At 32.4% G+C, this 25577-nt stretch carries 25 protein-coding genes; 18 read left to right on the forward strand and 7 right to left on the reverse strand.

Features of this window, described 5'->3' with window-relative positions; translation table 11 throughout:
• Positions 1 to 78 precede the first annotated feature (78 nt).
• The 3 genes from ACOQOS_RS04900 to ACOQOS_RS04910 all read left to right on the forward strand — a co-directional run bounded on the left by ACOQOS_RS04900 (position 79) and on the right by ACOQOS_RS04910 (position 5270).
• On the forward strand, positions 79 to 1539 hold the full coding sequence (locus ACOQOS_RS04900; protein WP_420573851.1) for an FG-GAP-like repeat-containing protein: 1461 nt from the start codon (positions 79 to 81) through the stop codon (positions 1537 to 1539).
• Between the two features lie 109 nt (positions 1540 to 1648).
• Positions 1649 to 4528 carry a histidine kinase gene (locus ACOQOS_RS04905; RefSeq protein ID WP_420573852.1) on the forward strand — a complete coding sequence of 960 codons (2880 nt, stop codon included), beginning with the start codon at positions 1649 to 1651 and terminating at the stop codon, positions 4526 to 4528.
• Between the two features lie 10 nt (positions 4529 to 4538).
• Positions 4539 to 5270, forward strand: coding sequence for a LytR/AlgR family response regulator transcription factor (locus tag ACOQOS_RS04910; RefSeq protein ID WP_420573853.1), 732 nt, complete (start codon positions 4539 to 4541; stop codon positions 5268 to 5270).
• Positions 5271 to 5326: 56 nt separating this feature from the next.
• Here ACOQOS_RS04910 and yajC read toward each other — a convergent pair whose 3' ends face one another.
• The 4 genes from yajC to ACOQOS_RS04930 form a co-directional block, all read right to left on the reverse strand.
• Positions 5327 to 5581, reverse strand: coding sequence for a preprotein translocase subunit YajC (yajC, locus tag ACOQOS_RS04915; protein WP_420573854.1), 255 nt, complete (start codon positions 5579 to 5581; stop codon positions 5327 to 5329).
• Positions 5582 to 5625: 44 nt separating this feature from the next.
• On the reverse strand, positions 5626 to 6192 hold the full coding sequence (locus ACOQOS_RS04920) for a DUF1573 domain-containing protein (protein WP_420573855.1): 567 nt from the start codon (positions 6190 to 6192) through the stop codon (positions 5626 to 5628).
• 42 nt (positions 6193 to 6234) lie between these two features.
• Positions 6235 to 7176: a transcription antitermination factor NusB gene (gene nusB, locus ACOQOS_RS04925; protein ID WP_420573856.1), complete on the reverse strand. Its 942-nt coding sequence runs from the start codon at positions 7174 to 7176 to the stop codon at positions 6235 to 6237.
• A gap of 89 nt (positions 7177 to 7265) precedes the next feature.
• Complete coding sequence (locus ACOQOS_RS04930) at positions 7266 to 8369, reverse strand: Glu/Leu/Phe/Val family dehydrogenase (RefSeq protein WP_420573857.1); 1104 nt, start codon at positions 8367 to 8369, stop codon at positions 7266 to 7268.
• A gap of 141 nt (positions 8370 to 8510) precedes the next feature.
• On the opposite strand from ACOQOS_RS04930, the gene ACOQOS_RS04935 reads away from it, so the two are divergent.
• Complete coding sequence (locus ACOQOS_RS04935) at positions 8511 to 10265, forward strand: ABC transporter ATP-binding protein (RefSeq protein ID WP_420573858.1); 1755 nt, start codon at positions 8511 to 8513, stop codon at positions 10263 to 10265.
• 79 nt (positions 10266 to 10344) lie between these two features.
• Positions 10345 to 10725, forward strand: coding sequence for a PUR family DNA/RNA-binding protein (locus ACOQOS_RS04940; RefSeq protein ID WP_420573859.1), 381 nt, complete (start codon positions 10345 to 10347; stop codon positions 10723 to 10725).
• A 132-nt stretch (positions 10726 to 10857) separates the two neighbouring features.
• On the opposite strand, the gene ACOQOS_RS04945 is transcribed toward ACOQOS_RS04940, so the two are convergent.
• Complete coding sequence (locus ACOQOS_RS04945; protein ID WP_420575131.1) at positions 10858 to 11211, reverse strand: 4Fe-4S dicluster domain-containing protein; 354 nt, start codon at positions 11209 to 11211, stop codon at positions 10858 to 10860.
• Positions 11212 to 11353: 142 nt separating this feature from the next.
• Here ACOQOS_RS04945 and ACOQOS_RS04950 point away from each other — a divergent pair, with 142 nt between their 5' ends.
• From ACOQOS_RS04950 to ACOQOS_RS04990, 9 genes are all read left to right on the forward strand, one after another.
• Positions 11354 to 12424 (forward strand): acyl-CoA reductase, encoded by a 1071-nt coding sequence (locus ACOQOS_RS04950; RefSeq protein WP_420573860.1) that lies wholly within the window; start codon positions 11354 to 11356, stop codon positions 12422 to 12424.
• Between the two features lie 76 nt (positions 12425 to 12500).
• The gene (serC, locus tag ACOQOS_RS04955) at positions 12501 to 13565 is read left to right on the forward strand and encodes a 3-phosphoserine/phosphohydroxythreonine transaminase (protein ID WP_420573861.1); all 1065 of its coding nucleotides are present in this window, start codon (positions 12501 to 12503) and stop codon (positions 13563 to 13565) included.
• 54 nt (positions 13566 to 13619) lie between these two features.
• On the forward strand, positions 13620 to 14579 hold the full coding sequence (locus ACOQOS_RS04960) for a D-2-hydroxyacid dehydrogenase (protein WP_420573862.1): 960 nt from the start codon (positions 13620 to 13622) through the stop codon (positions 14577 to 14579).
• 191 nt (positions 14580 to 14770) lie between these two features.
• On the forward strand, positions 14771 to 15436 hold the full coding sequence (locus ACOQOS_RS04965) for a DUF937 domain-containing protein (protein ID WP_420573863.1): 666 nt from the start codon (positions 14771 to 14773) through the stop codon (positions 15434 to 15436).
• A 182-nt stretch (positions 15437 to 15618) separates the two neighbouring features.
• Positions 15619 to 16053 (forward strand): DUF6146 family protein, encoded by a 435-nt coding sequence (locus ACOQOS_RS04970; protein ID WP_420573864.1) that lies wholly within the window; start codon positions 15619 to 15621, stop codon positions 16051 to 16053.
• 40 nt (positions 16054 to 16093) lie between these two features.
• Positions 16094 to 16621, forward strand: a complete 528-nt coding sequence (locus ACOQOS_RS04975) for a DUF6787 family protein (protein WP_420573865.1) — start codon at positions 16094 to 16096, stop codon at positions 16619 to 16621.
• Positions 16622 to 16765: 144 nt separating this feature from the next.
• Entirely contained in the window at positions 16766 to 17098 is a 333-nt protein-coding gene (locus ACOQOS_RS04980) for a hypothetical protein (RefSeq protein WP_420573866.1), read from the forward strand.
• Positions 17099 to 17138: 40 nt separating this feature from the next.
• Positions 17139 to 19538: a TonB-dependent receptor gene (locus ACOQOS_RS04985; RefSeq protein WP_420573867.1), complete on the forward strand. Its 2400-nt coding sequence runs from the start codon at positions 17139 to 17141 to the stop codon at positions 19536 to 19538.
• A gap of 10 nt (positions 19539 to 19548) precedes the next feature.
• Positions 19549 to 20109 carry a type 1 periplasmic binding fold superfamily protein gene (locus ACOQOS_RS04990; RefSeq protein ID WP_420573868.1) on the forward strand — a complete coding sequence of 187 codons (561 nt, stop codon included), beginning with the start codon at positions 19549 to 19551 and terminating at the stop codon, positions 20107 to 20109.
• A gap of 67 nt (positions 20110 to 20176) precedes the next feature.
• Here ACOQOS_RS04990 and ACOQOS_RS04995 read toward each other — a convergent pair whose 3' ends face one another.
• Positions 20177 to 20500 carry a hypothetical protein gene (locus tag ACOQOS_RS04995; protein WP_420573869.1) on the reverse strand — a complete coding sequence of 108 codons (324 nt, stop codon included), beginning with the start codon at positions 20498 to 20500 and terminating at the stop codon, positions 20177 to 20179.
• Between the two features lie 79 nt (positions 20501 to 20579).
• Complete coding sequence (locus ACOQOS_RS05000; protein WP_420573870.1) at positions 20580 to 22664, reverse strand: BNR-4 repeat-containing protein; 2085 nt, start codon at positions 22662 to 22664, stop codon at positions 20580 to 20582.
• Between the two features lie 118 nt (positions 22665 to 22782).
• On the opposite strand from ACOQOS_RS05000, the gene ACOQOS_RS05005 reads away from it, so the two are divergent.
• The 4 genes from ACOQOS_RS05005 to ACOQOS_RS05020 all read left to right on the forward strand — a co-directional run bounded on the left by ACOQOS_RS05005 (position 22783) and on the right by ACOQOS_RS05020 (position 25512).
• Positions 22783 to 23346 carry a Crp/Fnr family transcriptional regulator gene (locus tag ACOQOS_RS05005; protein ID WP_420573871.1) on the forward strand — a complete coding sequence of 188 codons (564 nt, stop codon included), beginning with the start codon at positions 22783 to 22785 and terminating at the stop codon, positions 23344 to 23346.
• Between the two features lie 66 nt (positions 23347 to 23412).
• A complete protein-coding gene (locus ACOQOS_RS05010; protein ID WP_420573872.1) occupies positions 23413 to 23901 on the forward strand; it encodes a hypothetical protein in 489 nt (162 codons plus the stop codon).
• Positions 23883 to 24803, forward strand: coding sequence for a sterol desaturase family protein (locus tag ACOQOS_RS05015; protein ID WP_420573873.1), 921 nt, complete (start codon positions 23883 to 23885; stop codon positions 24801 to 24803). The genes ACOQOS_RS05010 and ACOQOS_RS05015 overlap by 19 nt, the downstream gene beginning before the upstream one ends.
• Positions 24790 to 25512, forward strand: coding sequence for a VOC family protein (locus tag ACOQOS_RS05020; RefSeq protein ID WP_420573874.1), 723 nt, complete (start codon positions 24790 to 24792; stop codon positions 25510 to 25512). The genes ACOQOS_RS05015 and ACOQOS_RS05020 overlap by 14 nt, the downstream gene beginning before the upstream one ends.
• The last annotated feature ends 65 nt before the right edge of the window (positions 25513 to 25577 follow it).

A 25577-nucleotide genomic window follows, 5' to 3' on the forward strand; every position in this document is an offset into this window, starting at 1 on the left:
AAAAAAGTTGCCATTCATGAAATAGATACGGCAGTACATTTTCGGAATAATATGTTTGTGCTCAAATTCACAAACATTATGAAAAAAACTATACTATCTTTTATTCTTTTAGGCTGTATTGCAACAAGTCTAAATGCACAACAATTCACAGAATACTTAGTTCCTGCACAAAATATTTTTAGCCCAAGAGAATTTACTACAGGAGATATTGACGGTGATGGTAATATTGACATCATTGTTCCGGAAAATACAAACAGTAGTATTAGTGTGCTTTATGGTACTGGCGATTTAGCTGTTTACACTCCCATAAGACATACTCTAATCGATCCAACGGTAAGTGGCAACATGAAACCATGGGCAGTAATTTTAATGGATGTCGATGAAGATAATTTAGACGATATTGTATTTTCAAACTATGCAAATACAACAAACGCTACAGATGGCGTGTATTGGATGCGCAACACAGGAAATAGAACTTTTGGTAATGTACAATTAATTCGTTTTCACGATCGTTGTCGCGGAATTTACAAAGCAAATTTTGATACCGATGCACGTGACGAATTAGCCATTGCAGGAGATAATAATTCCAACGGAAATCTGAAAATATTAAATGTAACTACTTCTGGTGGCGCTACAGATTTATTAAGTTTTCAAGCAAACCGCAGACCGTTACATGTAACTTCTACAGATATTAACAATAATGGTATTCAAGATTTAATTTACTCATCTTTCGGAACTGGTTCGGAATCCGACAATAGTACAAGTTCTACAAATGGTGTCAAAACATTACAAAGTCCATCTTTTAACTTTGGAATTAGCTTAATTACCAATGCAACTCATACGGTTGCTGGAACACGAAAAACTGTAATTGAAGATTTTAATGAAAACGGCACCAAAGATTTTATTGCTGTAAGCGCAGCAGGAAGCACAACAAGTATAAAGTCATACAATCCTTCTCAAGGACAAAACTCACACTTTTTATCAACTGACGGCAGTAATAACTTAATTTCGATTGCCAGCGGTGATTTTGATGATGATAATGTTTCCGATATCGCTGCAATAGACAATGTGACTAATGAAGTTATATTGTTCCCAAATAATGCTACTAGCGGTGTTGCTACAACAAATATTACTTTCGGGACGACTTCTGTGCTAAGTTCTAATGTAGATTCCCCAACTTGGATTGATGCTGTAGATTTAGATGGTGATGGCGACTTAGATATTATTGTAGGAAACAATGGCAGCGGCACAAGTCCGAGTGGTTTCATGACTATTTTACGAAACGACGCTATTGTATTAAGCACGCCAGAATTTGCAAATGAAAGCATAAAAATTATTACTTCGGACACTAAAATTACGATCCTCAACTTACCATCAACAGTAGAAAGTGGGGATTTATATGATATAAGTGGAAGACGTATTCGAACGCAAGAATTAAATGCACAACAAAATCATTTTTCCTTAGATGGTTTACAATCTGGAATCTATATTTTGAAATTATCATCCCCAAACGCAAGCTTCAATATTGTGAAACAATAAGTTTTTAGAGGCCATTTTTAAACAAGGCAGCAAGATACATTTGTTGTCTTGTTTTCTATCTGTTACATTTGATGTACTTTTTAGCAGTTGTTTATAACTATTTACATGTATGAATACACTTTTTGTGAAATCATTTTTTTGGATTTTTCTTTTCGTGATGAATGTCAGCATTGCACAAGAGATCATTACAAAAAATGTAGCAGAACTTGCAAGTTTGCCAGACGATGAATTTTATGATGTATTGCAAGATTCTAAAGGAAATTATTGGTTTTGTGCCGATTCTGGCTTGTATCGTTTTGACGGAATCCACTTTACACACTACACCAACGCTAAACAACGTAGTCAGTCGCTATTTAATTTAAAAGAAGATGATTATGGGCGAATTTGGTGTAATAGCTTAAACGGTCAGTTTTTTATGATTGATCCCGAAAAAGACAAGCTAGAGTTTTTTATTGATGTATCAGATGAATTAATTGGTCGTTTACCAACCTATGAACTTTATAAAAAAAACCTCTTTATAAAAATAGATAACAACAAGCTTTTTCAGTATCATTTTGACACCAAAGAAAGAACAATATTTACCGATTCAATAGGAGAACAAACAAATATTGTAAGGATACATGATGATTTATTTTATCAAAATTTGATTTATCTCAATAGGAAAAATTTAAAGACAAAAACAGTAGAAGTTTTTCCTTTATCTTTTAAAGGAAGTATCCCTAAAATATATAAGCATGGTGACGATTTGTATATACTCATTTGTGATGAACATTTTAAACTAACTAGTTTGCGTGTCTTAAAAAATGGTAAACTTATTCGCCTTTCTATCCCTAAAAATCTTAGGCTGGAAGCGTATGACTTATACAAAGATTCACAAGGATTATTATACTTGGGAACAGAAAAAGGAGGTTTTGTTATGGAAGAAACGGATACTGCTTTGGTACCAAAATATACATTTTTGCAAAACTCAAAAGTATCAAAAATCTTAGAAGATGATTTTGGTAATTATATCTTCACTACGTTAAATAATGGTATTCATTATTGGGACGGACAAGAGAATTTCAAATATCAGGCAGACATATCTGATTTGAAATCTAACAAGCTAAATCATATTGTACAAACGGACACTCAAAAATATATAATTACAGATTTCACTAATACTGTGTATGAATACAAACTAAATGGGCAATTGCAATTAAAAAACAAATGGCAAAGTTCTAAGGAATTAAAAAGACTTTTCGCATTTAACAAAAAAGCCTATGTTATAGCAAATGAAAATAACATTATCCAAGTTGATAACGATTTGCAATTCATAGACGGTTTCAGTTTTTCTTCCATAAAAGATATTTTGTACCATAAGAACAAGTTTTATATTGGACATTCATATGGTTTGGATCAGGTTGAAAGTTTTTATGGCACCACTAAAAAAAAGCATCTAAGAGAAAAAAGATGTTTGTCTGTAACATCTTTTGACGGTAAACTCTATGGTGCTTTTGCAGATGGTACCTTTACCATACAAAACAACAACTATATACCTATCACCTATCAAGGCGAAGTTTTATATACAGATCGTTTGATTGCAGGAACTGAGTATTTGTGGGCTTTTAAGAAAAATCAAGGACTTTTTTATGTAAAAAATAATACGTTTCAACTGCTTGCTACATTACAAGGAAAAAATGCAATCATAAAAAAATCAAATCATGCAATTTATGTTTTAGAAGCTGGGAAATTATTTCAAATTAATGAAAAAACACGCTCTTTAGATTTGATAAAAAATATTTCATCTCAAATAAAAAATATTAAAGTAATGGACTTTGAGGTGGCGAATATGACATGCTTGCTAACAACTAACAAAGGATTATTTCAAATTTCACTTTATAAAGATGGACTGAAGAACACAACAGCAACAACTTTTATAGATCAAATTTTAATTAACGAAATACCTAAAACTACAAATGCATTACATAGCCTTTCTTACGATGAAAACTCTGTAAAGATTTTTCTAAAAAACACAGATTTTGCAGGAAGAAATACTCATACTTTTCGTTATAGAATAAACGATAATAATTCAAGTTGGCAATATATTACAGATATTAAAAACCCAATTTATCTAAGTTATTTATCACCTGCTAATTATAAACTAACCTATCAAACTTTAAAAAACACGAAGGTTATTCATGAAGATAGTATTCATTTTACTATACACAATCCATTTTGGAAAACATGGTGGTTTTTAACATGTATTTTTATGACTGTTTTAGGTATTCTTTTTGTCATAATGCGCTTGTATATAGGCAAAATTAAAACCAAACAACGCTTTGAATTGGAGCAATTAGACCTAGAGAAGAATCTGGCGGAAGCCAAATTACAAAACCTAACCAGTCAAATGAATCCGCATTTTACTTTTAATGCATTAAATACTGTACAAGGCTTAATTTTGGATGATAAAAAAGAAGATGCCTATACATATTTGGCTCATTTTTCAAATCTATTCCGCAAAAGCATTGACTTCTCTTCTAAAACTTTTAATACGTTTGAAGAAGAAATTACGTTTTTAGAAACCTATTTAAAAATTGAATCGAAACGTTTTAATAATCAACTAGATTACAAAATTGACACTACAACGCTAGAAGATCATTTTTTTAAAATTCCTGCCATGATTTTACAACCATTTGTTGAAAATGCTATCAAACACGGTTTATTACATAAAAAAGGACACAAACAATTGCGTATAGATTTTATAACATATAACGAGCGTATTGAATGCATAATTGCAGATAATGGAATTGGTAGAGAAGCTTCTAAATTACTTTCACAAAACCGTAAAAATACACATTTAAATATGGCGACATCTTCTGTACAAAAACGCTTCGATTTATATAAAAAACATCACAATATGGACATGAGCTACCAGTATGATGATTTGATAGATGCGGAAGGAGAATCTTTGGGAACGAAAGTGATTATCACCATTCCTTTAATGAAATAAATGATATATAATGTATACAGTTGGAATTATTGAAGATGAATATTTTGCACAACGCGTGTTGATTAATTTGCTAGAAAAACATAAGCAAATATTGACTATTGCTCATATTTCTAGCTCTGTTGATGAAGCAAAAAAAGACATTGCTCTACATAAACCTGATTTTGTATTTTTAGACATCGAATTACCTGGCGGAAACGGTTTTGATGTGATTGATTGCCTAAAAGCAAACGCAGCTAAAATCATTTTTACAACTGCGTATGAAAAATTTGCCATCAAAGCGTTTGAAGCTTCTGCCGTAGATTATTTACTGAAACCAATTCTTCCAGAACGTTTGCAAATTGCTATTGAACGTATTGTTCATCAAATAAAAACAGAAAAAGAAGCTTTAAATTACGAAGGCTTAAAATCTAACCTAACCACAAATACTGTACAAACAATTACCGTAAAATATAAAGATGCTTATAAAATTGTTGACATTTCGGAGATTCTATATTTCAAAGCGGAAGGTGCATATACACATATTCAAACACTAGATGCTTCTTATCTGCAATCGCACAAACTCAATTTTTACGAAGGCATACTTCAAGAACACTCAGAGTTTATGCGCGTACATAGAAGTTGGATGATTCATACAAAACATATTGATACATTTTCAAAGTCAAAACGTTCCGTCACTATTAAAGATCAAGAAATTCCTATTAGCAAAACTAATTTTAAGGCAGTTTCTAATCTTTTAGCATAAAAAAAAGCATCGTATTCACGATGCTTTTTTTATTATAGTTTACGTGGTGTAAACGATTATTTTTTTTCAGAAGACTTGTTAAGACGTAATGTTGCATCTGCTGAAAGTGCTGCGCGTTCAAATTTAATTTTCCCGGCACCAGTTTCAATTACACAGGTGTGATCTTTGTCATTTAGCTCAACAACTTTTCCATGAATTCCACTTTTAGTAATCACGCGATCACCTTTTTTAATGGAAGCCATAAAATTCTTCTCCTTTTTTTGACGTTTTATGCTAGGTGCAAGTATAAAAAAGTATACTACAGCTATCATAAGTATTAGTGGTAAAAACTGTTCCAATCTCTTAAGATAATTGATTAATGATTGTGTCCTGCTTCAGTTTTAGCAGATGCCGCTTTTTGAGCTTCTTGTTGAGCTTTCATTCTAGCTTCTCTATCTGCTTTTGCTTTTGCTCTTTTAGCTTCCAACTCTGGGTTTGGTGTAGCAAATGCTTTGATACGAACAATTTCTCTACCTTTTTCAGTATTAGCAGTAACCGTTACTGTGTTTGTTTTAAGGTTTGGCTTGTTTGTAGAGTTATACTTTACAGTAAACTTACCAGAATCTCCTGGTGCAATTGGTGTTGTTGGATAATCTTTTGGCACTGTACATCCACAACTTCCTTTAATATTTGAAATTAATAAAGGTGTATTTCCTGTGTTTGTAAACTTAAAAGTCGTTTCTACTTGATCTCCTTCATTAATTGTTCCGAAATCATGCTCTGTTTTGTCAAAAGTAATAGCTGCAAAGTTTTTTGCTACTGCATCTCTTTCTGCTGCTTGTGCAACATTTTCACTTTTAATTTTTTTTGAGGCATCGTCTTTACAAGATGTAAATAAGACAAGCGACATAGCTCCTAATAGTATAAATCCTTTTCTGATCATTTTGTTTAAATTTTTGAGTGGTAAATTTAATAATTGTTTTCGTTACATCAAACCGCGACCGATTTTATTTAACTTATTCTCTTTTTTATATTCTTTAATTAACTTATCTAGAATACCGTTTACAAACATACTACTTTTTGATGTAGAATATTCTTTAGCAAGCTCAATATATTCATTTATAGTCACTTTAGCAGGAATTGACGGGAATTTTAACAACTCACAAATCGCCATTTTTAAGAGTATCAAATCTAAATTTGCAATTCGATCTTTATCCCAATTTGGTGTTTTTCCTTGAATCTCAGCCGTCAACATTTCATCATTTAAGACTGTTTTTGTAAATAAATCCTTTACAAATGCCTTATCTTCATCATCTTTGTATAGTTCTGATAGAAAAATACGTTCTCTTCCTTTTTTAGCTTGTTTGATAGATTTTAGAATCAATGTATTTACTACAGGCAAATCATCAAGCCAAGTTAATTTTTGATCTTCAAAATACTCATACAACTTCTCATTTGGCGCAATTACATTAGAAAACAATTTTGCCGCAAATGCACGATCTACATCGTAATTTGTTTCTGGAGAATTCATATAATCTTTGTAGACATCACTTTCAATCATTGCATCAAAGATGACGCGGATGTATTCATCATTCAATTCCCAATCGTTTATATTACGATCATGCAAAGCCTCTTTTAATTCTTCATTTTCTACTAAATGACGAATAATGGCATTTTGAATAAATCTTCTATTTGGGTTTTTATCCTCAGACGTAGCCAAATACTTTTTTTGAGAGAGCTCAATTTGTTTTTGTGCGTATTCACTAAGCTTTATAAACAAATCTAAAGTCAAAATATGAAGGTCATGCATGTTTGCAATACTCATATTGATAAACTTTAATTCTTTGTTTACTTGATCACTTTGTGATTGTGACAATGCATATATGGATTGCATTACTTTAACTCGAATATGTCTTCTTGTTAGCATCTGAGTAAGAACTTTAATTTTAAAAATGAAAGGCGAAAGAATTAAATCCTTTCGCCCCGCAAAAATATAATTATTTTAAAAGAATGCTACTATTTGTTCGCTTCTTTTTTTCTAGTTTCAATTCTGTCTAATGCAATGTTTAGAGCAGCCTCATGTGTTGTAGAATTATTATCCTCAGAATGCTTGAAAATTTCTAGTGTTGTATTGTAGATATTTTCAGTTTTACGCATAATTTCTGTCTTTCCATATCCTTCTAACTCAGCGTATACATTGATAATTCCACCTGCATTAATTAAGAAGTCTGGCGCATAAGCAATACCTTTTTCTCTTAACATTGCTCCATGCTTTACTTCGTCTTTCAACTGATTGTTAGCAGCTCCAGCAATTACGTGTGCTTTTAATTTATCTATACTTTCATCATTTATTGTAGCTCCTAATGCACATGGCGCATAAATATCCATTGTTTCTGAATAAATATCTTCTCCTCTGTAAATTTCTGCTCCGTAGGCTTTACTAACTGCTTGCAAACGTTCCTCATTGATATCTGCAATAACAACTTTTGCACCTTCATTAGATAAATGCTCTACTAAAGCTTCTCCAACATGTCCAATTCCTTGTACATATACAGTTCTGTCTTCTAATACATCTGAACCAAATTTATATTTAGCAGCAGCTTTCATTCCCATAAAAACTCCATATGCTGTAATTGGCGAAGGATTTCCTGCTCCACCTCTAGATTCTGAAATTCCAGTTACGTAAGGTGTTACATCGCGTACAAGATCCATATCACTAGTTTCCATGCCTACATCTTCAGCAGTAATATAGCGTCCGCTCAATGAATGTACAAATTCACCAAACTTTCGCATTAATTCAGGAGTTTTTTGTGTTTTTGCATCTCCAATAATTACCGCTTTTCCTCCTCCAAGGTTCAATCCAGTAATAGCTGATTTAAACGTCATTCCACGAGATAATCGAAGTACATCATTTAAAGCTTCCCATTCATTCTTATACTGCCACATTCGAGTTCCTCCAAGTGCAGGTCCTAAAACTGTGTTATGGATTCCAATTATTGCTTTTAAACCTGTATCTTTGTCGTTGCAAAAAACAACTTGCTCGTGATTATCAAAAGACAGTTGTCCAAAAACAGGATCTACCTTGTGTAATTCTTTTGTGTTTATGACGTCTGAGACCATATATGTTGTAAATTAGTTTTATATAATATATAAAAAATTGAGTGCAAAAATAGTGATAATTAAATTTAATGCAATAAAGTTGTTGTTAAAATGAATATTTTTCAAAAATAAAACGATATTTAAGCCTTCGATTTTTAGCTAATGAAAGAATTACAACATTTAAATAAATACTTCCTAAAGTATAAAGGAGGAATGCTTTTAGGAATACTTATTACCATTGTCGCACAGATTTTTGCGCTTTTTACTCCAAAACTCATCGGAAATTCACTTACTGCTGTTGAAAAATATATCAACAAAGAAATTACTGATATCGAAATTGTTCAAAATGAACTTTTAATCAATATTTTAATTATAATAGGTGCTGCTGCATTGACAAGTTTTTTCACGTTTTTAATGCGTCAAACGATTATTAATATTTCTCGATATGTTGAATATGATTTAAAAAATGAAGTATATCAGCAATATCAAAGTCTGTCTACAAATTTTTATAAAAAAAATCGAACAGGAGATTTGATGAATCGTATCAGTGAAGATGTTGGAAAAGTAAGAATGTATGCAGGACCTGCAATTATGTATAGTATTCGTACCATTACTTTATTTGCTTGTTTGGTTCCATTGATGTTTATTACTGCTCCCAAAGTTGCTGTATATACTTTACTTCCACTTCCGGTTTTATCGTTTTTAATTTACAAACTAAGTCGCGCCATACAAAAACGTAGTACTATCGTACAACAGTTTTTATCTAAATTATCAACATTCACACAGGAATCATTTTCTGGAGTTTCAGTCATTAAAGCTTATGGAATAGAACCACAAACAAAAGCTACTTTTGACGCCATGGTTGTAGAAGGAAAAAAGAAAAATATGGACTTAGTTAAAGTAAATGCCTGGTTTTTTCCTTTGATGATATTGTTAATTGGAGCTAGTAATATATTAGTTCTTTATATTGGCGGAAAACAATTCATTAATGGTGATATTGAATTTGGAGTCTTAGCAGAATTTATCATGTATGTTAATATGCTTACGTGGCCCGTTACTTCTATTGGTTGGGTTACTTCTATTGTACAACAAGCAGAAGTTTCTCAAGAACGTATTAATGAATTTTTGAAAGTTGTCCCAGAAATTCAAAATCAAGTAGAAGAAGCTTCCTCCGTTACAGGAGATATAGAATTTAAAAATGTAACATTTACCTATGATGACACAAATATTACTGCATTAAAAAATATATCATTCTTGTTAAAAACTGGTGAAACACTTGCCATTGTTGGTAAAACTGGTTCTGGAAAAACGACTATTTTAGATTTGATTAGCAGAATGTATGATACAACTGAAGGCGTTGTGGAAATTGATAAAACGCCAATAAGAAACCTCAACTTGCATAGTCTACGAGATGCTATTAGTATTGTTCCTCAAGATGCATTCTTATTCTCTGAAACCATAAAAGAAAACATCAAATTTGGTAAAGAAGAAGCTTCTGATGAAGAAGTTATCGCAGCTGCTAAATTTGCTTCTGTTCACAAAAACATCATAGGATTCAAAAAAGGATACGACACTATTTTAGGAGAACGTGGAATTACATTAAGTGGTGGACAAAAACAACGTGTTTCCATTGCTCGTGCTATCATTAAAGATCCAAACATCTTATTATTAGATGATTGTTTATCAGCTGTTGATACAGAAACTGAAGAAGAAATTTTATCTAATATTGAGCGAATTACCAAAAATAAAACTACAATCATTGTAAGTCATCGTATTTCATCTGCAAAAAATGCAGATAAGATTATTGTCTTAGATGACGGAAAAATTATTCAAAACGGTAGTTATGACGATCTTATAGCACAAGATGGTTACTTTAAGGAGCTTTATTTAAAACAACTTTCCGAAAAAGATTTGTAAGATTTTGTTGTTCAGTTAATTTTTTTTTTACATTTTTGAGGGAGATTAACAAACAACTAAATTTTAGAAAAAAGGGATTATGAGTGAAAAAGAATTGTTAGAGAAAGAAGAAATTTTCTCTAAAGTGCTGAGGGCAGGAAGGAGAACTTATTTCTTTGATGTCAGAGCAACCAAAGCTGGTGACTACTACCTAACCATTACTGAAAGTAAAAAGTTTACCAACGACGATGGATCTTTCCATTACAAAAAACACAAAATTTACCTGTACAAAGAAGATTTCTCTGCATTTACAGAAATTTTAGGCGAAATGACTCAGTACATCGTAGATGAAAAAGGAGAAGAAGTAATTTCTGAACGTCATCAAAAAGATTTCAAAAGAGAGTACAGTACTGAAGAAATCGCAGCTGCTCCAAAAACAGATGTTGAAAGTTTTACAGATGTAAACTTCGAAGATATATAAGAAGCAATAACCAACCCAAAACCAAAAAAAGCCACTCAATCGTTATGATAAGTGGCTTTTTGCTTTGTATGAAATTTGTAATGATTTTAAAGAGTAAATGATTATAGATTTACTCTTTATCATTCAAGGTTTTTAACCTTCAGGATGCATAAATGATTGCTTTCCTAGTAGTTCTTCTTCTGTTTCTACAATGTCTTCATCTGGCACACAGCAATCTACAGGACAAACCGCTGCACATTGTGGCTCTTCATGGAATCCTTTACATTCAGTACATTTATCAGGAACTATATAGTAAATTTCGTCTGAAATTGGGTCTTGTGCATCATCTGCGTTTGCCTCTTTTCCACTAGGAAGCACAACATTTCCCGTTAAGGAAGTTCCATCAGCATAACGCCAATCATCAGCTCCTTCATAAATTGCTGTATTTGGACATTCTGGCTCGCAAGCACCACAGTTGATACATTCGTCAGTAATAATTATAGCCATTATTTTTTTGTATTCGTTTACAATCTTTTCATGTTCTACCACATATGCGGTAAAAGTTTTATAAATTCGCCAAAAATTAACTCTTGGCTTCATTATTTGGAATTACAAAAATAACGCCAAAACTATTCATAAACAAATTCAAATGGCTTTAGCAGAAAGAATTAACGCTTTTGTAAAATTAGGTGATTTTTTATCACAATTTTCAACAAAAAATCCAGTACAAAATACAGCAGTTGTTCTTAATGATCTTTTCTTCGATGGAATGAAGCATCAGCTGAAACTAACACAAGAAAATAATGGTTGGTTTACGCAAGAAAATTTATGTTTTGCTATTGAAAATTGGGCAAAAGCTTTACAAAGAGATTCATTAGAAAATTGGACAAAAAATTATGAGTTAGATAACGTTTCTCCCAAAAAAGTAGCCATCATCATGGCAGGAAACATTCCACTGGTTGGATTTCACGACTTTTTATCTGTCGTTCTTGCCGGGCATGAAGTATTAGTAAAGCTATCTTCAAACGATAAGCACCTTCTACCCTATTTAGCAAAATACTTAGAATATGTAGCACCAACGCTGAAAGGAAAAATTTCTTTTACAGACGAAAAACTTACCAATTTTGATGCTGTAATTGCTACCGGAAGCAACAACACTGCGCGTTATTTTGAATACTATTTCAAAGACAAACCTAATATTATTCGTAAAAACAGAAATTCTGTTGCCATCTTAACAGGAAATGAAACTGAAGAACAACTCGTACGTTTGAGCAATGATATTTTCACCTATTTCGGATTAGGTTGTAGAAGTGTTTCTAAACTTTTTGTACCAAAAGATTATAATTTTGACGCCTTTTTTAAAGCGATGTACAATAAAAGTGATGTGATGCAAAGTGCAAAATATGCCAATAACTACGATTATAACAAAGCTGTGTACTTAATGAGTTTGTTTGATATTTTAGAAAATGGTTTTGTGATGATTAAAGAAGATGCACAATACGCTTCTCCCATTGCCACTGTTTTTTATGAATATTATGATGATATCAATGCTCTAAAAGAAAAATTAAGTATTGATGCTGAACATATTCAATGTATTGTCGCCGATATTTCTCTAGAAAATCAAATAGCTTTTGGACAAACACAACATCCTGAATTACACGATTATGCTGACGGCGTTGACACCTTGCAATTTTTAAGTAATTTATCAGAAAATATTTAGCATTATCATAACAACAATTCGTTCATAATTTAGCAACTTTGCAGTCAAATTAACAACACACGACAAATACAGACAGATGAAAAAACACAACTTTAGCGCAGGACCTTGTATTTTACCACAAGAAGTATTACAAAAAGCTTCGGAAGCAGTGATTAATTTTAACAATGATAATTTATCATTAATTGAAATCTCACACAGAAGTAAACCTTTTGTAAATGTTATGGAAAATGCACGCAGTTTGGCGTTAGAATTATTAGGTTTAGAAGGAAAAGGATACAAAGCACTCTTTTTACAAGGTGGCGCAAGTACTCAATTTTTAACAGCTGCTTATAACTTATTAGATACCAAAGCTGCATATCTTAATACAGGTACTTGGAGTAACAAAGCCATAAAAGAAGCCAAATTATTTGGCGAGATTGTAGAAGTTGCTTCTTCCAAAGACAAAGGATTTACATACATTCCTAAAGAATATACAATTCCTTCTGATGCCGATTATTTCCACTGTACGAGTAACAATACAATTTCAGGTACACAAATGAAAAGCTTTCCTGAAACAAATGTTCCTATCGTTTGTGACATGAGTTCAGATATATTTTCTCGTCAATTAGATTTTTCAAAATTTGACTTGATTTATGCTGGAGCACAAAAAAACATGGGACCAGCAGGAACGACTTTAGTTATAATTAAAGAAGATATTTTAGGAAAAGTAAACAGAACAATTCCTTCAATGTTAGACTACAAAACACACATCGGAAAAGATAGTATGTTTAATACACCAGCTGTTTTCCCTGTATATGTTTCTATGCTTACGTTAGAATGGTTAAAAAATCTTGGTGGAATTGCTGCTATTGAAACAATCAATGAGCAAAAATCAGCATTACTTTATGGCGAAATTGACAGAAACCCATTGTTTAATGGTGTCGTTGCCCCAGAAGATAGAAGTCATATGAATGCAACGTTTACTTTATCAAATGAAGCTTTAAAAGATACTTTTGACACGATGTGGAACGAAGCTGGTATCAACGGACTTAACGGGCACAGAAGTGTTGGTGGTTATAGAGCTTCTATGTACAATGCGTTACCTCTAGAAAGCGTACAAGTATTAGTAAATGTGATGCAAGAACTAGAAAAGAAAGCATAACGATACAATCATTCAATTTTAAAATCATTACAATCTTTCAATTACAAAGAAAATATGAAAATATTAGCAAACGACGGAATCTCACAAAGCGGAATTGATGCTTTAACCAACGAAGGATTCGAAGTAATCACTACAAAAGTTGCGCAAGAACAATTAATCAATTACATCAACAAACACAGTGTTGGTGCTTTATTGGTAAGAAGTGCAACTAAAGTTCGTAAAGATATTATTGATGCTTGTGAAAGTTTAAAAATTATCGGTCGCGGTGGTGTTGGAATGGATAATATTGATGTAGAATATGCACGTTCCAAAGGAATTCATGTAATCAACACACCTGCTGCATCTTCTAGCTCAGTAGCAGAATTGGTCTTTGCACACTTATTCAACGGAGTTCGTTTTTTACACGATGCAAACAGAAATATGCCGCTTGATGGTGATTCTCGCTTTAAAGATTTAAAAAAATCATATGCTAAAGGAACTGAATTACGAGGGAAAACCTTAGGAATTATAGGTTTTGGCCGTATTGGACGTGAAGTTGCCAAAATTGCGCTTGGTTTAGGAATGAAAGTTATTGCTTCTGATAAATTTATTGGGAAAGCTACCGTAAAAGTAGACTTTTATAATGGACAATTTATCAATGTAGAAATTGAAACAGAACCGATGGAAGATGTATTAAAACATGCTGATTTCATTACATTACATGTTCCTGCGCAAAAAGAATACATCATCGGAAAGAAAGAATTTGGATTCATGAAAGATGGTGCAGGAATTGTAAATGCTGCACGTGGTGGCGTTATTGATGAAGTTGCTTTAATTGATGCTCTAGATAGTAAGAAACTAAGTTTTGCTGGTTTAGATGTATTTGAAAATGAACCAACGCCAGCCATTAAAGTATTAATGAATCCGTATATATCCTTAACACCACATATTGGAGCTGCAACCAACGAAGCACAAGACAGAATTGGACTAGAATTGGCATCTCAAATCAGTTCTATTATGAAGACTGAACAGTAGTCAAATTATAACATACAATAATAAAAAAGCACTCATTTTGAGTGCTTTTTGTGTTTTTAAACGCAAAAAAATACCGTTCACCTGATATTTATGCATTTCATGCGGTTCATCTAAAAAACAAGTTTACATACTACGAGTCTTGTAGAATATTACTATCTTGTTTACATATTAACAATAAATATCATTTTTAAATGTCTGGAATTTTAGATTTATTAAATAGTGATTTGGGTAAGCAAATCATTGGAGGAGTGAGTAATGAAGTTGGAGAAGATCAAAACAAAACTGCTTCTGTATTAAGTATGGCACTGCCAGTTCTTATGGGAGCAATGAAGAGAAATGCTAGTTCACCTGAAGGAGCTGAAGGATTAAACAGAGCATTAGAAAGCAAACATGACGGAAGTATTTTAGATAATTTAGGAAGCCTTTTTGGTGGTGGAGTTGATCAAACAGTAAAAGATGATGGAGACGGAATCTTAGGTCACGTTTTAGGAGATCGTAGACAAAATGTTGAAAATGCGATCAGTAAGCAATCTGGAGTAGATTCTTCTTCTATCGGAAACATCCTAAAAGTTGCTGCACCAATCCTAATGGGAATGTTAGGTAAACAAAAGCAGCAACAAAATGTTCAAAGTTCTAACGGAATTGGAGACTTACTAGGCGGATTGCTTGGTGGCGGACAAAACCAACAGCAACAACAAGGTCAACAAGGATTTATTGAAGCTATCTTAGATGCAGATAATGACGGAAGCGTTATTGATGACATTGCAGGTATGTTCTTTAAAGGAGATGACAAAGGAAATGGAAACAGTGGTGGCGGACTTGGCGGATTGCTAGGCGGACTTTTCGGAGGAAAATAGTACTACCAACAAAACATATATAATTTTAAAAGCATCAACAAACGTTGATGCTTTTTTTAATCATAAAAACAAAAAAATCTTAATCACTCAAAAGCATCATTTACGAACTCACAATAGCAGTTCACTCCTTTGTATGTGGCAACTTGCTAAAAATCCGTATCTTTATATCAAATGATTTTTTTATGAAAAAAGTACTCTTATTAATTGCTTGTGCAGGAATGATCGTCTGTTCATGTGCTGGGCAAGAGAAAACAATCACCAAAAAAGCAGACGATACAACACAAGTTTCCGATACCATTCGTATAGCTAGTGACGATGTAGAACATGAAATTGTAATCTTTGAACCTGGTTTTAGCGCTTGGATGCAAAGTTATGCACGACCAAGAGATTACTATTCTCAATCCTTCCTAGAAGCTAGAAATCAAGTGTATGTTACAGAGTGGAATCAGCGTGTATTACAGCCTGCTCGCTACAATACACAGTGGTATGAGCAAGAAATTAATTACCGCCAAAATGTAGATTATGGATACGAAGTAAATTACCAACTATACTATTACTTCGTGTATTTTCAACAAAAGTACAATCAACAACTGGCAGCATTTCCTGTTCGGATATAATGTAGAAGTTGTGTATCTTTGCTAGCGCAAAATTGTACACATGAACGCATTCAAAGAACGTTGGGAAATAAAAAACAACTGGCAACTAATCTTTCCTTTTTTAGGAATCCTTGCTTTACTTTACACAGCGTACCTATTTTCAAAAAAAATCATTCGTTCGTTTATTGATCGACAAGAATATAAAGTTCTATACTATGTGCTTATAGCGATATCAGTTATATTATTCTTTTATATCATGTTGCGCTTCTTTTTGTGGTGTTTCAAGAAACTTGAAGGAAAATGGGTGACCAATTATCGTTGGGAAATCATTGCTATATTTCTTGTATTTGCCTTAACAGGAACAAGTTCTGTTCGTATTGCCAAGCCTTTATTAGAATGGGTTGGCTTTACAAGAACAGTATTTCCAGAAGGTTTCTTTGGTAGCTTCCTCTATTGGATTATCAGAATCGTTATCATTCTACCTCTATATCAAATATTATTAATCATTTTTGGAACGCTTCTAGGTCAATTTAAATTCTTTTGGGAATTTGAAAAGAAAATGCTCAGACGCATGCGTATCATTAAATAAGTTCATACCAACTTTTTTTGACAAATCGCTATTCCTTTGTTACAATTTACCTATTCTGTAAAAGTTAATTTTTTTTACAATCAAGCTTTTAGTACATTTGCTATACTTGTAAGTAGCATTTGCTACTTAATGAAGGACAAAACCATGAAAATTGTAATCAACATAAAAGAAGTGATTATAGCTTCGGTGCTACTCATAGCATTGATGATTCCTTCCTATATACAATTTTCACATCAATTAACAGAAGAGCATGAACACATAGCATGTAATGAGCAAGAAGATCATTTTCACGAAGGTTCTGTTCATTGTGATCTGTGTGAATTTCAATACTCCAATTTCTATTTCGAATTTGAGAGTTATCCTGAATTGCAAGTATCTCCAATTATTTTAAAAACTACTTTAGGCAGTGTAGTAGCTTCATGTTACCAATCGCCATTCACCAATAGACAATTACGCGCGCCACCAGTACATTCTTAAATAAAAAACACACTTTATATTTTTAATTAAGAACTTATATATGCGTACATATATATTTATGTTACTGCTGTGTAGTGTTGTAGCTGTGCAAAGTCAAAATTGCAACTATACATTATCTGGCAAAGTAATAGATTTACATGATAATTCTGTCCTTCCTGGTGCAACATTAATTATTGCTGGATTAGAGAAACTTTCTCAGTCAGATCTTGACGGAAACTACTCTTTTTCAAACCTTTGCGAAGGAATATACACAATACAAGTATCACATCCAAACTGCGACACACAAGCATTTAAGGTAAGTGTTTCTAGTAATGTTAAAAGAAATTTTAAGCTAGAGCATCACTTAGAAGAACTAAATGCTATTACGCTTAGTGCTTCTATTTTTGGAAGTAAGACTAAAACAAATTTTGAGCAGAAAGTAACGGAAAGGCAATTAGATCGTTACACAAATGGCTCTTTAGGAGATGTCTTAAACACGTTAAGTGGTGTTTCATCACTAAATACAGGGAATGCTATTGTAAAACCTGTTATAAATGGTGTACACAGTAGTCGTGTTGTCGTAATGAATAACGGTGTTCGTATGGAAGATCAAGAATGGGGAGCAGAACACGCTCCAAGTATTGACATAAACACGATTGGTAACATTACTGTTGTAAAAGGCGCTGGAGCGCTTAAATACAGTGGTGATGCCGTTGGTGGACTTATCATTACAGAAGCTTCTAAAATTCCTGTGAAAGACACTATATACGGAAAAACAATGGTTACTGCTGCTAGTAATGGACGTGGTGGTTCTATCACTTCTACCCTTACCAAAAGTTATCGTAATGGTTGGTATGGTTCTATACAAGGATCTATGAAACGGTTTGGTGATTATGAAGCACCTGATTATGTATTGAGTAACACAGGTATATATGAACGAAATATAGCTGCCAGGATTGGAATTAATCGTTTCGATTATGGCATTGAAGCATATTATTCTTTCTTTAAGAATGAAATCGGCATTTTGCGTGCATCACATATTGGTGGTGCAAGCGATCAAGTGCGTGCCATCAATAGTGGTGTTCCAATAATTATTAGAGATTTTACGTATGACATCAACGCTCCAAAACAGGATGTCACACACCACTTATTTAAAATACGTGGATTTAAGAACTTTAAGAATTTAGGGAAAGTAACACTCCAATATGATTTTCAACAAAATGAAAGATTGGAATTTGATATACGACGAGGCGATGATGCAGACAAAGCATCTTTAGATTTAGCATTAAACTCACAGACAATACGTCTTGATTTAGATACAGACAATACTGATCTTTTTAATTTACAAACAGGTATTATGGCGCAATATCAAAAAAATGTTGCAGATCCAAGTACTGGCGTTAGAAGATTGATTCCTGATTATGAGCGATTTAATTTTGGAATTTATGGTGTTGCTGATTTTTCAATAACGGACAACTTTTTGGTCGAAGTTGGTGGAAGATTTGATTATTTTAATATTGATGCCCAAAAGTTTTATAAAAGTTCTTTCTGGGAAGATAGAAACTACGATGAATTATTTCCTGAAATAGTAGTAGGTGAATTTGGTAATCAAATATTGACAAACCCGAAATTGAACTATTCAAACGTATCTGCAACGTTAGGTACACGCTATACATTTAATGATCAATATAAATTATTCGCAAATTATTCGTTGGCTTCTCGCGCTCCGAATCCATCAGAATTATTTAGCGAAGGTTTACATCATTCTGCTTCTCGTATAGAGTTAGGGGATTTAAGCTTTAACTCAGAGATTGCACACAAAGTGTCGATTACATTACAAAAGCAAGGAACTACCTTTGGTTTTTCAGTGAATCCTTATATCAATTTTATCAATGACTTTATGATCATTGAACCTACAGAAATTCAACAAACCATACGCGGAAACTTCCAAGTATGGGAATATCGACAAACCAATGCTACTTTATTGGGACTCGATATTGATGCTTCTCTTACGTTTAATGAACACTTGAGTTTTTCTCATCAATTTTCATTGGTAAAAGGATATGATGAAACACGAGATTTACCATTAATCGATATGCCACCCGTGAATACAACAAACGGATTGGTATATCAAAACAAGGAATTAAAAAACTTACGAATTGAACTTCAAAGTGAATATACATTTAGACAAAATGAATTCCCTGATAACAATTTTGAGGCTTTTATTCCTGAAACAAGTACGTTAGAGTTAGTAGATGTTAGTACGCCACCAGACGCGTATCATTTGCTACACTTGCACACTAACGCAGATTTCAAACTTAGCAAAAGCTCCATGCTAAATGTTGGTTTCTCCGTTACAAACTTATTCGATACTAACTATCGAAACTATTTGAATCGTTTGCGCTATTATGCAGATGATTTGGGTAGAAACTTTTCAATTAATTTAAAAATTACCTATTAAAAATTCGAAGATGAAAAAATTTAAAATTTCAATTTTAACAGCAATTGCTATTACAGGAACACTTTTTACAGGATGTTCAAGCGATGATGACGCTCCTGCACCTGTTAATGAAGAAGAAGTAATTACAACATTAGCTGTAACATTAACGCCTGCTGCTGGTGGAGCAACTGTTACTTTACGATCTCGTGATTTAGATGGCGACGGACCAGATGCACCTGTTATTACAGTAACTGGAAATTTAGTAGCTTCTACTACATACAATGGATCAGTTATTTTATTAAATGAAACTGAAACTCCTGCTGAAAATATTACTACAGAAGTTGAGGAAGAAGATGATGAACACCAATTTTTCTTCACTACTGGAGGAAATTTAAATGTTACAACAGCAAACTTTAACTTAGATGGTAACGGAAATATTTTAGGAACTACATTTGATGTAACTACTGGTGCTGCTAGCGCAGGATCATATACAATTACATTACGTCATGAGCCAACTAAACCAAATACAGGATTGGCAGATGCTGGTGGAGAAACTGATATTTCTGCAACTTTCCAAGTGACTGTTCAATAATTTATAGCTTATAAACTACAAAACATAAAAAATCCCTTAACATTAACTTGTCTAAGGGATTTTTTAATTATTGCATATCTGTAATATCAATAATATTGTCGTCTTCATCGTTTTTCTTCGGATTGATGACATACGTATACAACCACATTAATGTAAATGTTGGAATGATGTCAGTAAATGGTAATGCTTCTTCAATGAAGGAGATAACAGCTCCTACTTTTCCAGAAGTTCCTTTGTACATTCTAGTCATTATCCAGGCAGAAAGTGGCGCCCAAATGATATCTGAAAATTCTGCAAGTCCAGGTATCATATAGGACACGTAACCGACCATATCAAATATAATTCCTAGAATTAATTTTAAAATTTTATTGTCTTTTTTGTGTTTTGTCATGTAGTATTTTAATTATTCTATAAGATACTAAGCAATAAAAATGCCAAGAATTTTACTAGTAAACACTTCGAAATTCCCCTTATTCAGCATTTAAAATTCCAAGAACTTCTTTTCCAGCCAATAAAATTGCGCCACTTGTCCAATTATCTAAAGAAGATATTACATCTTTTTCAAGTAACTTTAACTGTAAATCTTTCCAAGCAATGATAATGGCTTTCTCGTATTTTTCATCAAATAAACCTAGCTGAATTCCCTTTGTAACACTATAAATTACAAGTGCTTTTGATAGTAAAACCTCATGATAATCATCTTCCTTAGATTGTAAATTTTTAATAAAGAAATCAGTATTCTCTCTTATTTTTGCTTTTATCTCATTTATTGAAACAATCGTTTGGTCAAATTTTTCAATAGCTCTCATCATTGAGGCAAATGCTAAACCTATTTCATGATTCATAAAGTCATCCATTTTCACTTCTTCAAGTTCTTGAAGATATTCTCGATTATTTTCAACTGAATAATACCAAATCAAATTAGGCACTTTTTTTTCGCCACCAAACTCATCTTCTTCACGCTCATACTGCTTTATATTTAACAATTCATTCTTGTAACGCGCTTCTTTAGTAATATCAAAGAAAGCTTCAGTACCAGCAAATCCTAGTCCGTAACGCCAATACGTATAAGTTAATTTTCTATTAGGATTTTCTAATTGATGCTCTGCAACTTGTCGTAAAAAGTTAATCAGGTTTTCTTTTGTTAATTCTGCTTCTAATTTAGGTTTTCGTAAGTTCATCTTCACAGCGGTACGATAGCGATCTCTAAAATTTAGTGCTTCTGTTTTTCCGCGTGTATCATGCGCATAATAAATATACTTTGTATTCTGCAACCACAATACTTGCAGCGGATTTCCTTCTTTTGCTCCACGCACTGCAAATGGTCGCACATTATTTTTAGTAGAATTTTCTGTAATCTTCTTAGCTTTCCAAAACTTTCCGTTATTATTGGTTGTCCACTGCTCTATCTCAAAAATACCATTGCGTTTTACAGACATATATACTGTATTTGGTGTTTCATGATCAATGATAATTCCACCAGCATAATGAGGTTCAGGTTCTTCCATACCTTTACGTGTTTCAGGAAACCAACCAATATTTTCTATTACATCATAACTTTTCCATTTTTTTCCAGTAAATGTTGCATATGTATAGATATGCTTATTTTTTTCAGGAAACCTCACATACGTTACAATTGGATTTCCTTTTGCATCTTGCGCAATGTCCCAATTCCAAGATTTAATATCATCAGCTTCATAAATAACGTCCATTTCTGAGTGAAAAACTGGCGATTCAGATATATCTTTTATCTTTTTTCCGTTGGCTTTATAGAAAGCTCCATTTTCATAATACATATAGTACAATCCATTCTTCTTCTCCTTTGTAGGATGTCCGTCTGTAAACGTAAAATGTATTTTAGAAATTCCATCAGAATATACCTTTGTGTATGGTGTTTTTAGTTCTTCTTCTTCAGTTGGACTAAATAAAATTTCACCTTTTGACCATGTTTCTCCATTGTCATTAGAAACTGAAAAAGAAGGTTTTAAATCAATTCCACGCCAAAAAATATAAAGTTTTCCATCTTCCTTAGATAAACGTACAGGATTTGTATAGGTATTTCGATTTATTTTGAAATCGCTATATTTTTCTGTGTCATTCAAATACAATTCTTTCAAAGGTGACCAATTGCTAATATCTTCCGGATTTGTAGATCTTCGCATCAATAATGGACGTTCATCTTGTAAATGTGTATTGAAAAAAACTAGCAGTTTTCCTTCTTCGTCAAAAAGAATACTTGGATTGTCGTGATCATCTATCTCAAGGTTATCATAAATAACTTTAGAAGCAATCTGTTGCGTATCATGATCATAATATCCAATATGTACATCTCCATAATTATCAATCCAACCAGCATAAGTTCGTTTATATTTCCCTTCATAATACACAGCTCTTGGGTCTGAAAACCAACTCCAAACTCCATTAAAAGTCATAGATTGATACTTTTCAGAAGAAACTGCCTCCGAAGTGACAAATGTATGTTCCGCTTTCTGTTGAGCAAAACTATTTGTACCAAGCAGACACAGGAAAAATAGTAAATAACTGAAATGCTTCATATACACAAACCTAATGAATATTTATGAATGACTCTAATCGTAAAATATTCATTCTTCTAGGTTTTCTATATTGATTCTTGTAGTTTTAATATTACTAAACATAGTATTCAATATGTCGATGCAAAATTTACTTCAAGAAATAAGCAAACATTGCTTTATAAATCCAAGTCTATTAAAACGACTTCAAACAGATTTTGAACGTAAAGAAATTACTCAAAATACTACTATACTAACCCAAGGAAGCAAAGCAAATTATCTATATTTTATAGAAAATGGCACGTTACACAATTATTATTATCATGATGGAAAACAAATTTCTTCTTGGTTTTATAAAGAGCAACAATTCATAACGTCTTGGCACAGTTTTTACGGTCAAAAACCTAGTTTTGAGGAAATTGAATGTTTAGAAGATTGTATTCTGTATCAAATTAGTTATGACAACTATCAAAAGTTGATTGCCGATTTTCCAGCCTTTGGAAACTTCGCTCGGTTAATTACTGAAGAAATACTTATTTTTTTGGATGAATTCAATAAAGGATGGTCTTTTTTGTCTGCAAAAGAGAAATACCAAACCTTACTTTCTTTTTTTCCAGATATTGAATTACGTGTAAAACTAGGATATATTGCGTCTTTTTTAGGAATTTCTCAAGAAACATTAAGCAGACTGCGTACACAGAAATAATTTTTTGATCTAGATCAAAAAAAGAATTTTAAGATGGACAAATCTTTGTAATAAATAAAGAAACTTATGAAAAATTCAACATTATTATTTAGAAGTTTGCTCATCATTATTCTATTAGCTGGTGGCGCACATTTGTTTACTTATGCTGCTCAAAACAATAATTCAATTAAAGTAAACGAAACAAATTCTTCTACAGAAAACACGCTTCCAAATAACGAAACTGATTATATTATTGGTAAATGGAGCGTTCAGTATAAAGAGAAAGAATTTAATGGCGCTATTATATACGATATAAAGAAAGAAGGCAACAAATTCAATGCTTATACTCATGCCTATCAAGATGCGCAAGGAAATAGTGAAAAAGCTAAAAAGTCTAAAATTCTCATTATAAAATCATTTGATGGGTATAAAGGAAAAGGTATTTATAAAATTGAATATCAAGAAGAAATTTATGACGTAGCATGCCAAATTGATATGCTTGATGAGAATACTTTTAAGCTCAGCTATGAAGCTTACGGATATAGTGATGTAGAAACATGGAAAAGAGTGCAATAATGGTAGAGTTTTTATCAAAAAAAATAGATTGGATAGACATTGAATATTGGTTCTATATTTTTAATGATCTTAGTTTAATATACATTATTGTTCCTTTTTTTATATTGGAATTGATTCGATATGCATACCTAAAACGCTTAAATAAAAACTTACTTTTAGACAGTGTTGCAAATGTTGTCACTTTTGGTGCTTTCTTAGCGATTGAAATTGCCTTAGGAATTTTAGCCATTACCAAAGTCTATTTTTGGGTATATCAAAATATAAGTTTGCCACATTTAGAACTGAATTGGGTAACCATTTTATCGTGCATTATTTTGGCAGATTTTGCTTACTACTGGGAACATCGTATGATGCATCGTATTGGAATTGGTTGGGCAACACATACTGTACACCATAGTTCTCCGCATTTTAATATGTCTGTTGCATATCGCTTTGGACCATTTGATGCCATCATGCCAATTATATTTTCATTGCCATTAGTTATGCTAGGTTTCAATCCTATCTTAGTATTACTATCAGAAGTATTTGTGCAAGTCTTTCAAACCTTATTACACACAGAAATCATAGGAAAGTTAGTAAAACCTGTAGAATATATATTTAATACACCATCGCATCATAGAGTACATCATGGATCTAATAGACAATATTGGGACAAAAACTATGCAGGAATTTTTATTATTTGGGATCGATTGTTAGGTACTTTTGAACCTGAAGTAGAAAAAGTAATATATGGTATCTCAGAACCGTTAAAAAGCACCAATCCGATGAAAGTCTTTTTTCATGGAATTACACGTTTCTATAGAAAATTGAACCAAATTGAAGGTGTAAAAAACAAACTATTGGTATTTGTAAAACCACCAGATTGGATGCCAAAAAAACAAGAAACATATGAAGTTGAATAATTTTATATATGCAGATATTTCTACGTATACACCTATAAAAACAGTTTCGTTTTATGAAACTGTTTTTAACTGGAAATATTATAATTATGACAATTATTATACTGCTTACAGCGAAAATACTGAAGTTGCAGGTTTGTATGAAACACCTTTAAAATTTAAACAAATGCGAATGCCACATTTTTGGATGTCATACATCGCAGTAAATAATGTGGAAGAAACGGTTCAAAAAGCGAGAGAATTAGGTGGAATTATAGAATTACAATCTAACATAAATGTAAATGATAAAATTGCTTTGATTCGCGATCCTTCTGGCGCAGGATTTACGGTATATGAAGGCGATACACTACAAAATATTCGATCAACAAAAACAGTCAATACACTTATTTGGAATGAGCTTCATGTTTCAGAAGCTTCAAAAGTAATTCCGTTTTATCAAGGGATTTTTAATTGGAATATCAACCAAATTACAGATACATTATATCAAGTATTTAATGCTAAAAAAGAACATATTTCAGATATTGTAGAAATTCCAAATCAATACAAAGGTTCGTATGAATATTGGATTTGTACGTTTGGTGTAAAAAATATAGAAACTACAAAACAATTAATCTTAGAAAATGGCGGAACGCAAGTTGCTATTGACGCAGACCGCATTCTATTTACAGATCATTCAAACGAAGCTTTTTTTTATCTCAAAGAAATATCTTAACAGCTATTAATTAATACTTTACAATTAAAACAGGAAAATCATTGTAACAAAATCGTCTACGTTTC

Source organism: Kordia sp., assembly GCF_965224175.1.
In the GTDB taxonomy this organism is placed as follows: domain Bacteria; phylum Bacteroidota; class Bacteroidia; order Flavobacteriales; family Flavobacteriaceae; genus Kordia.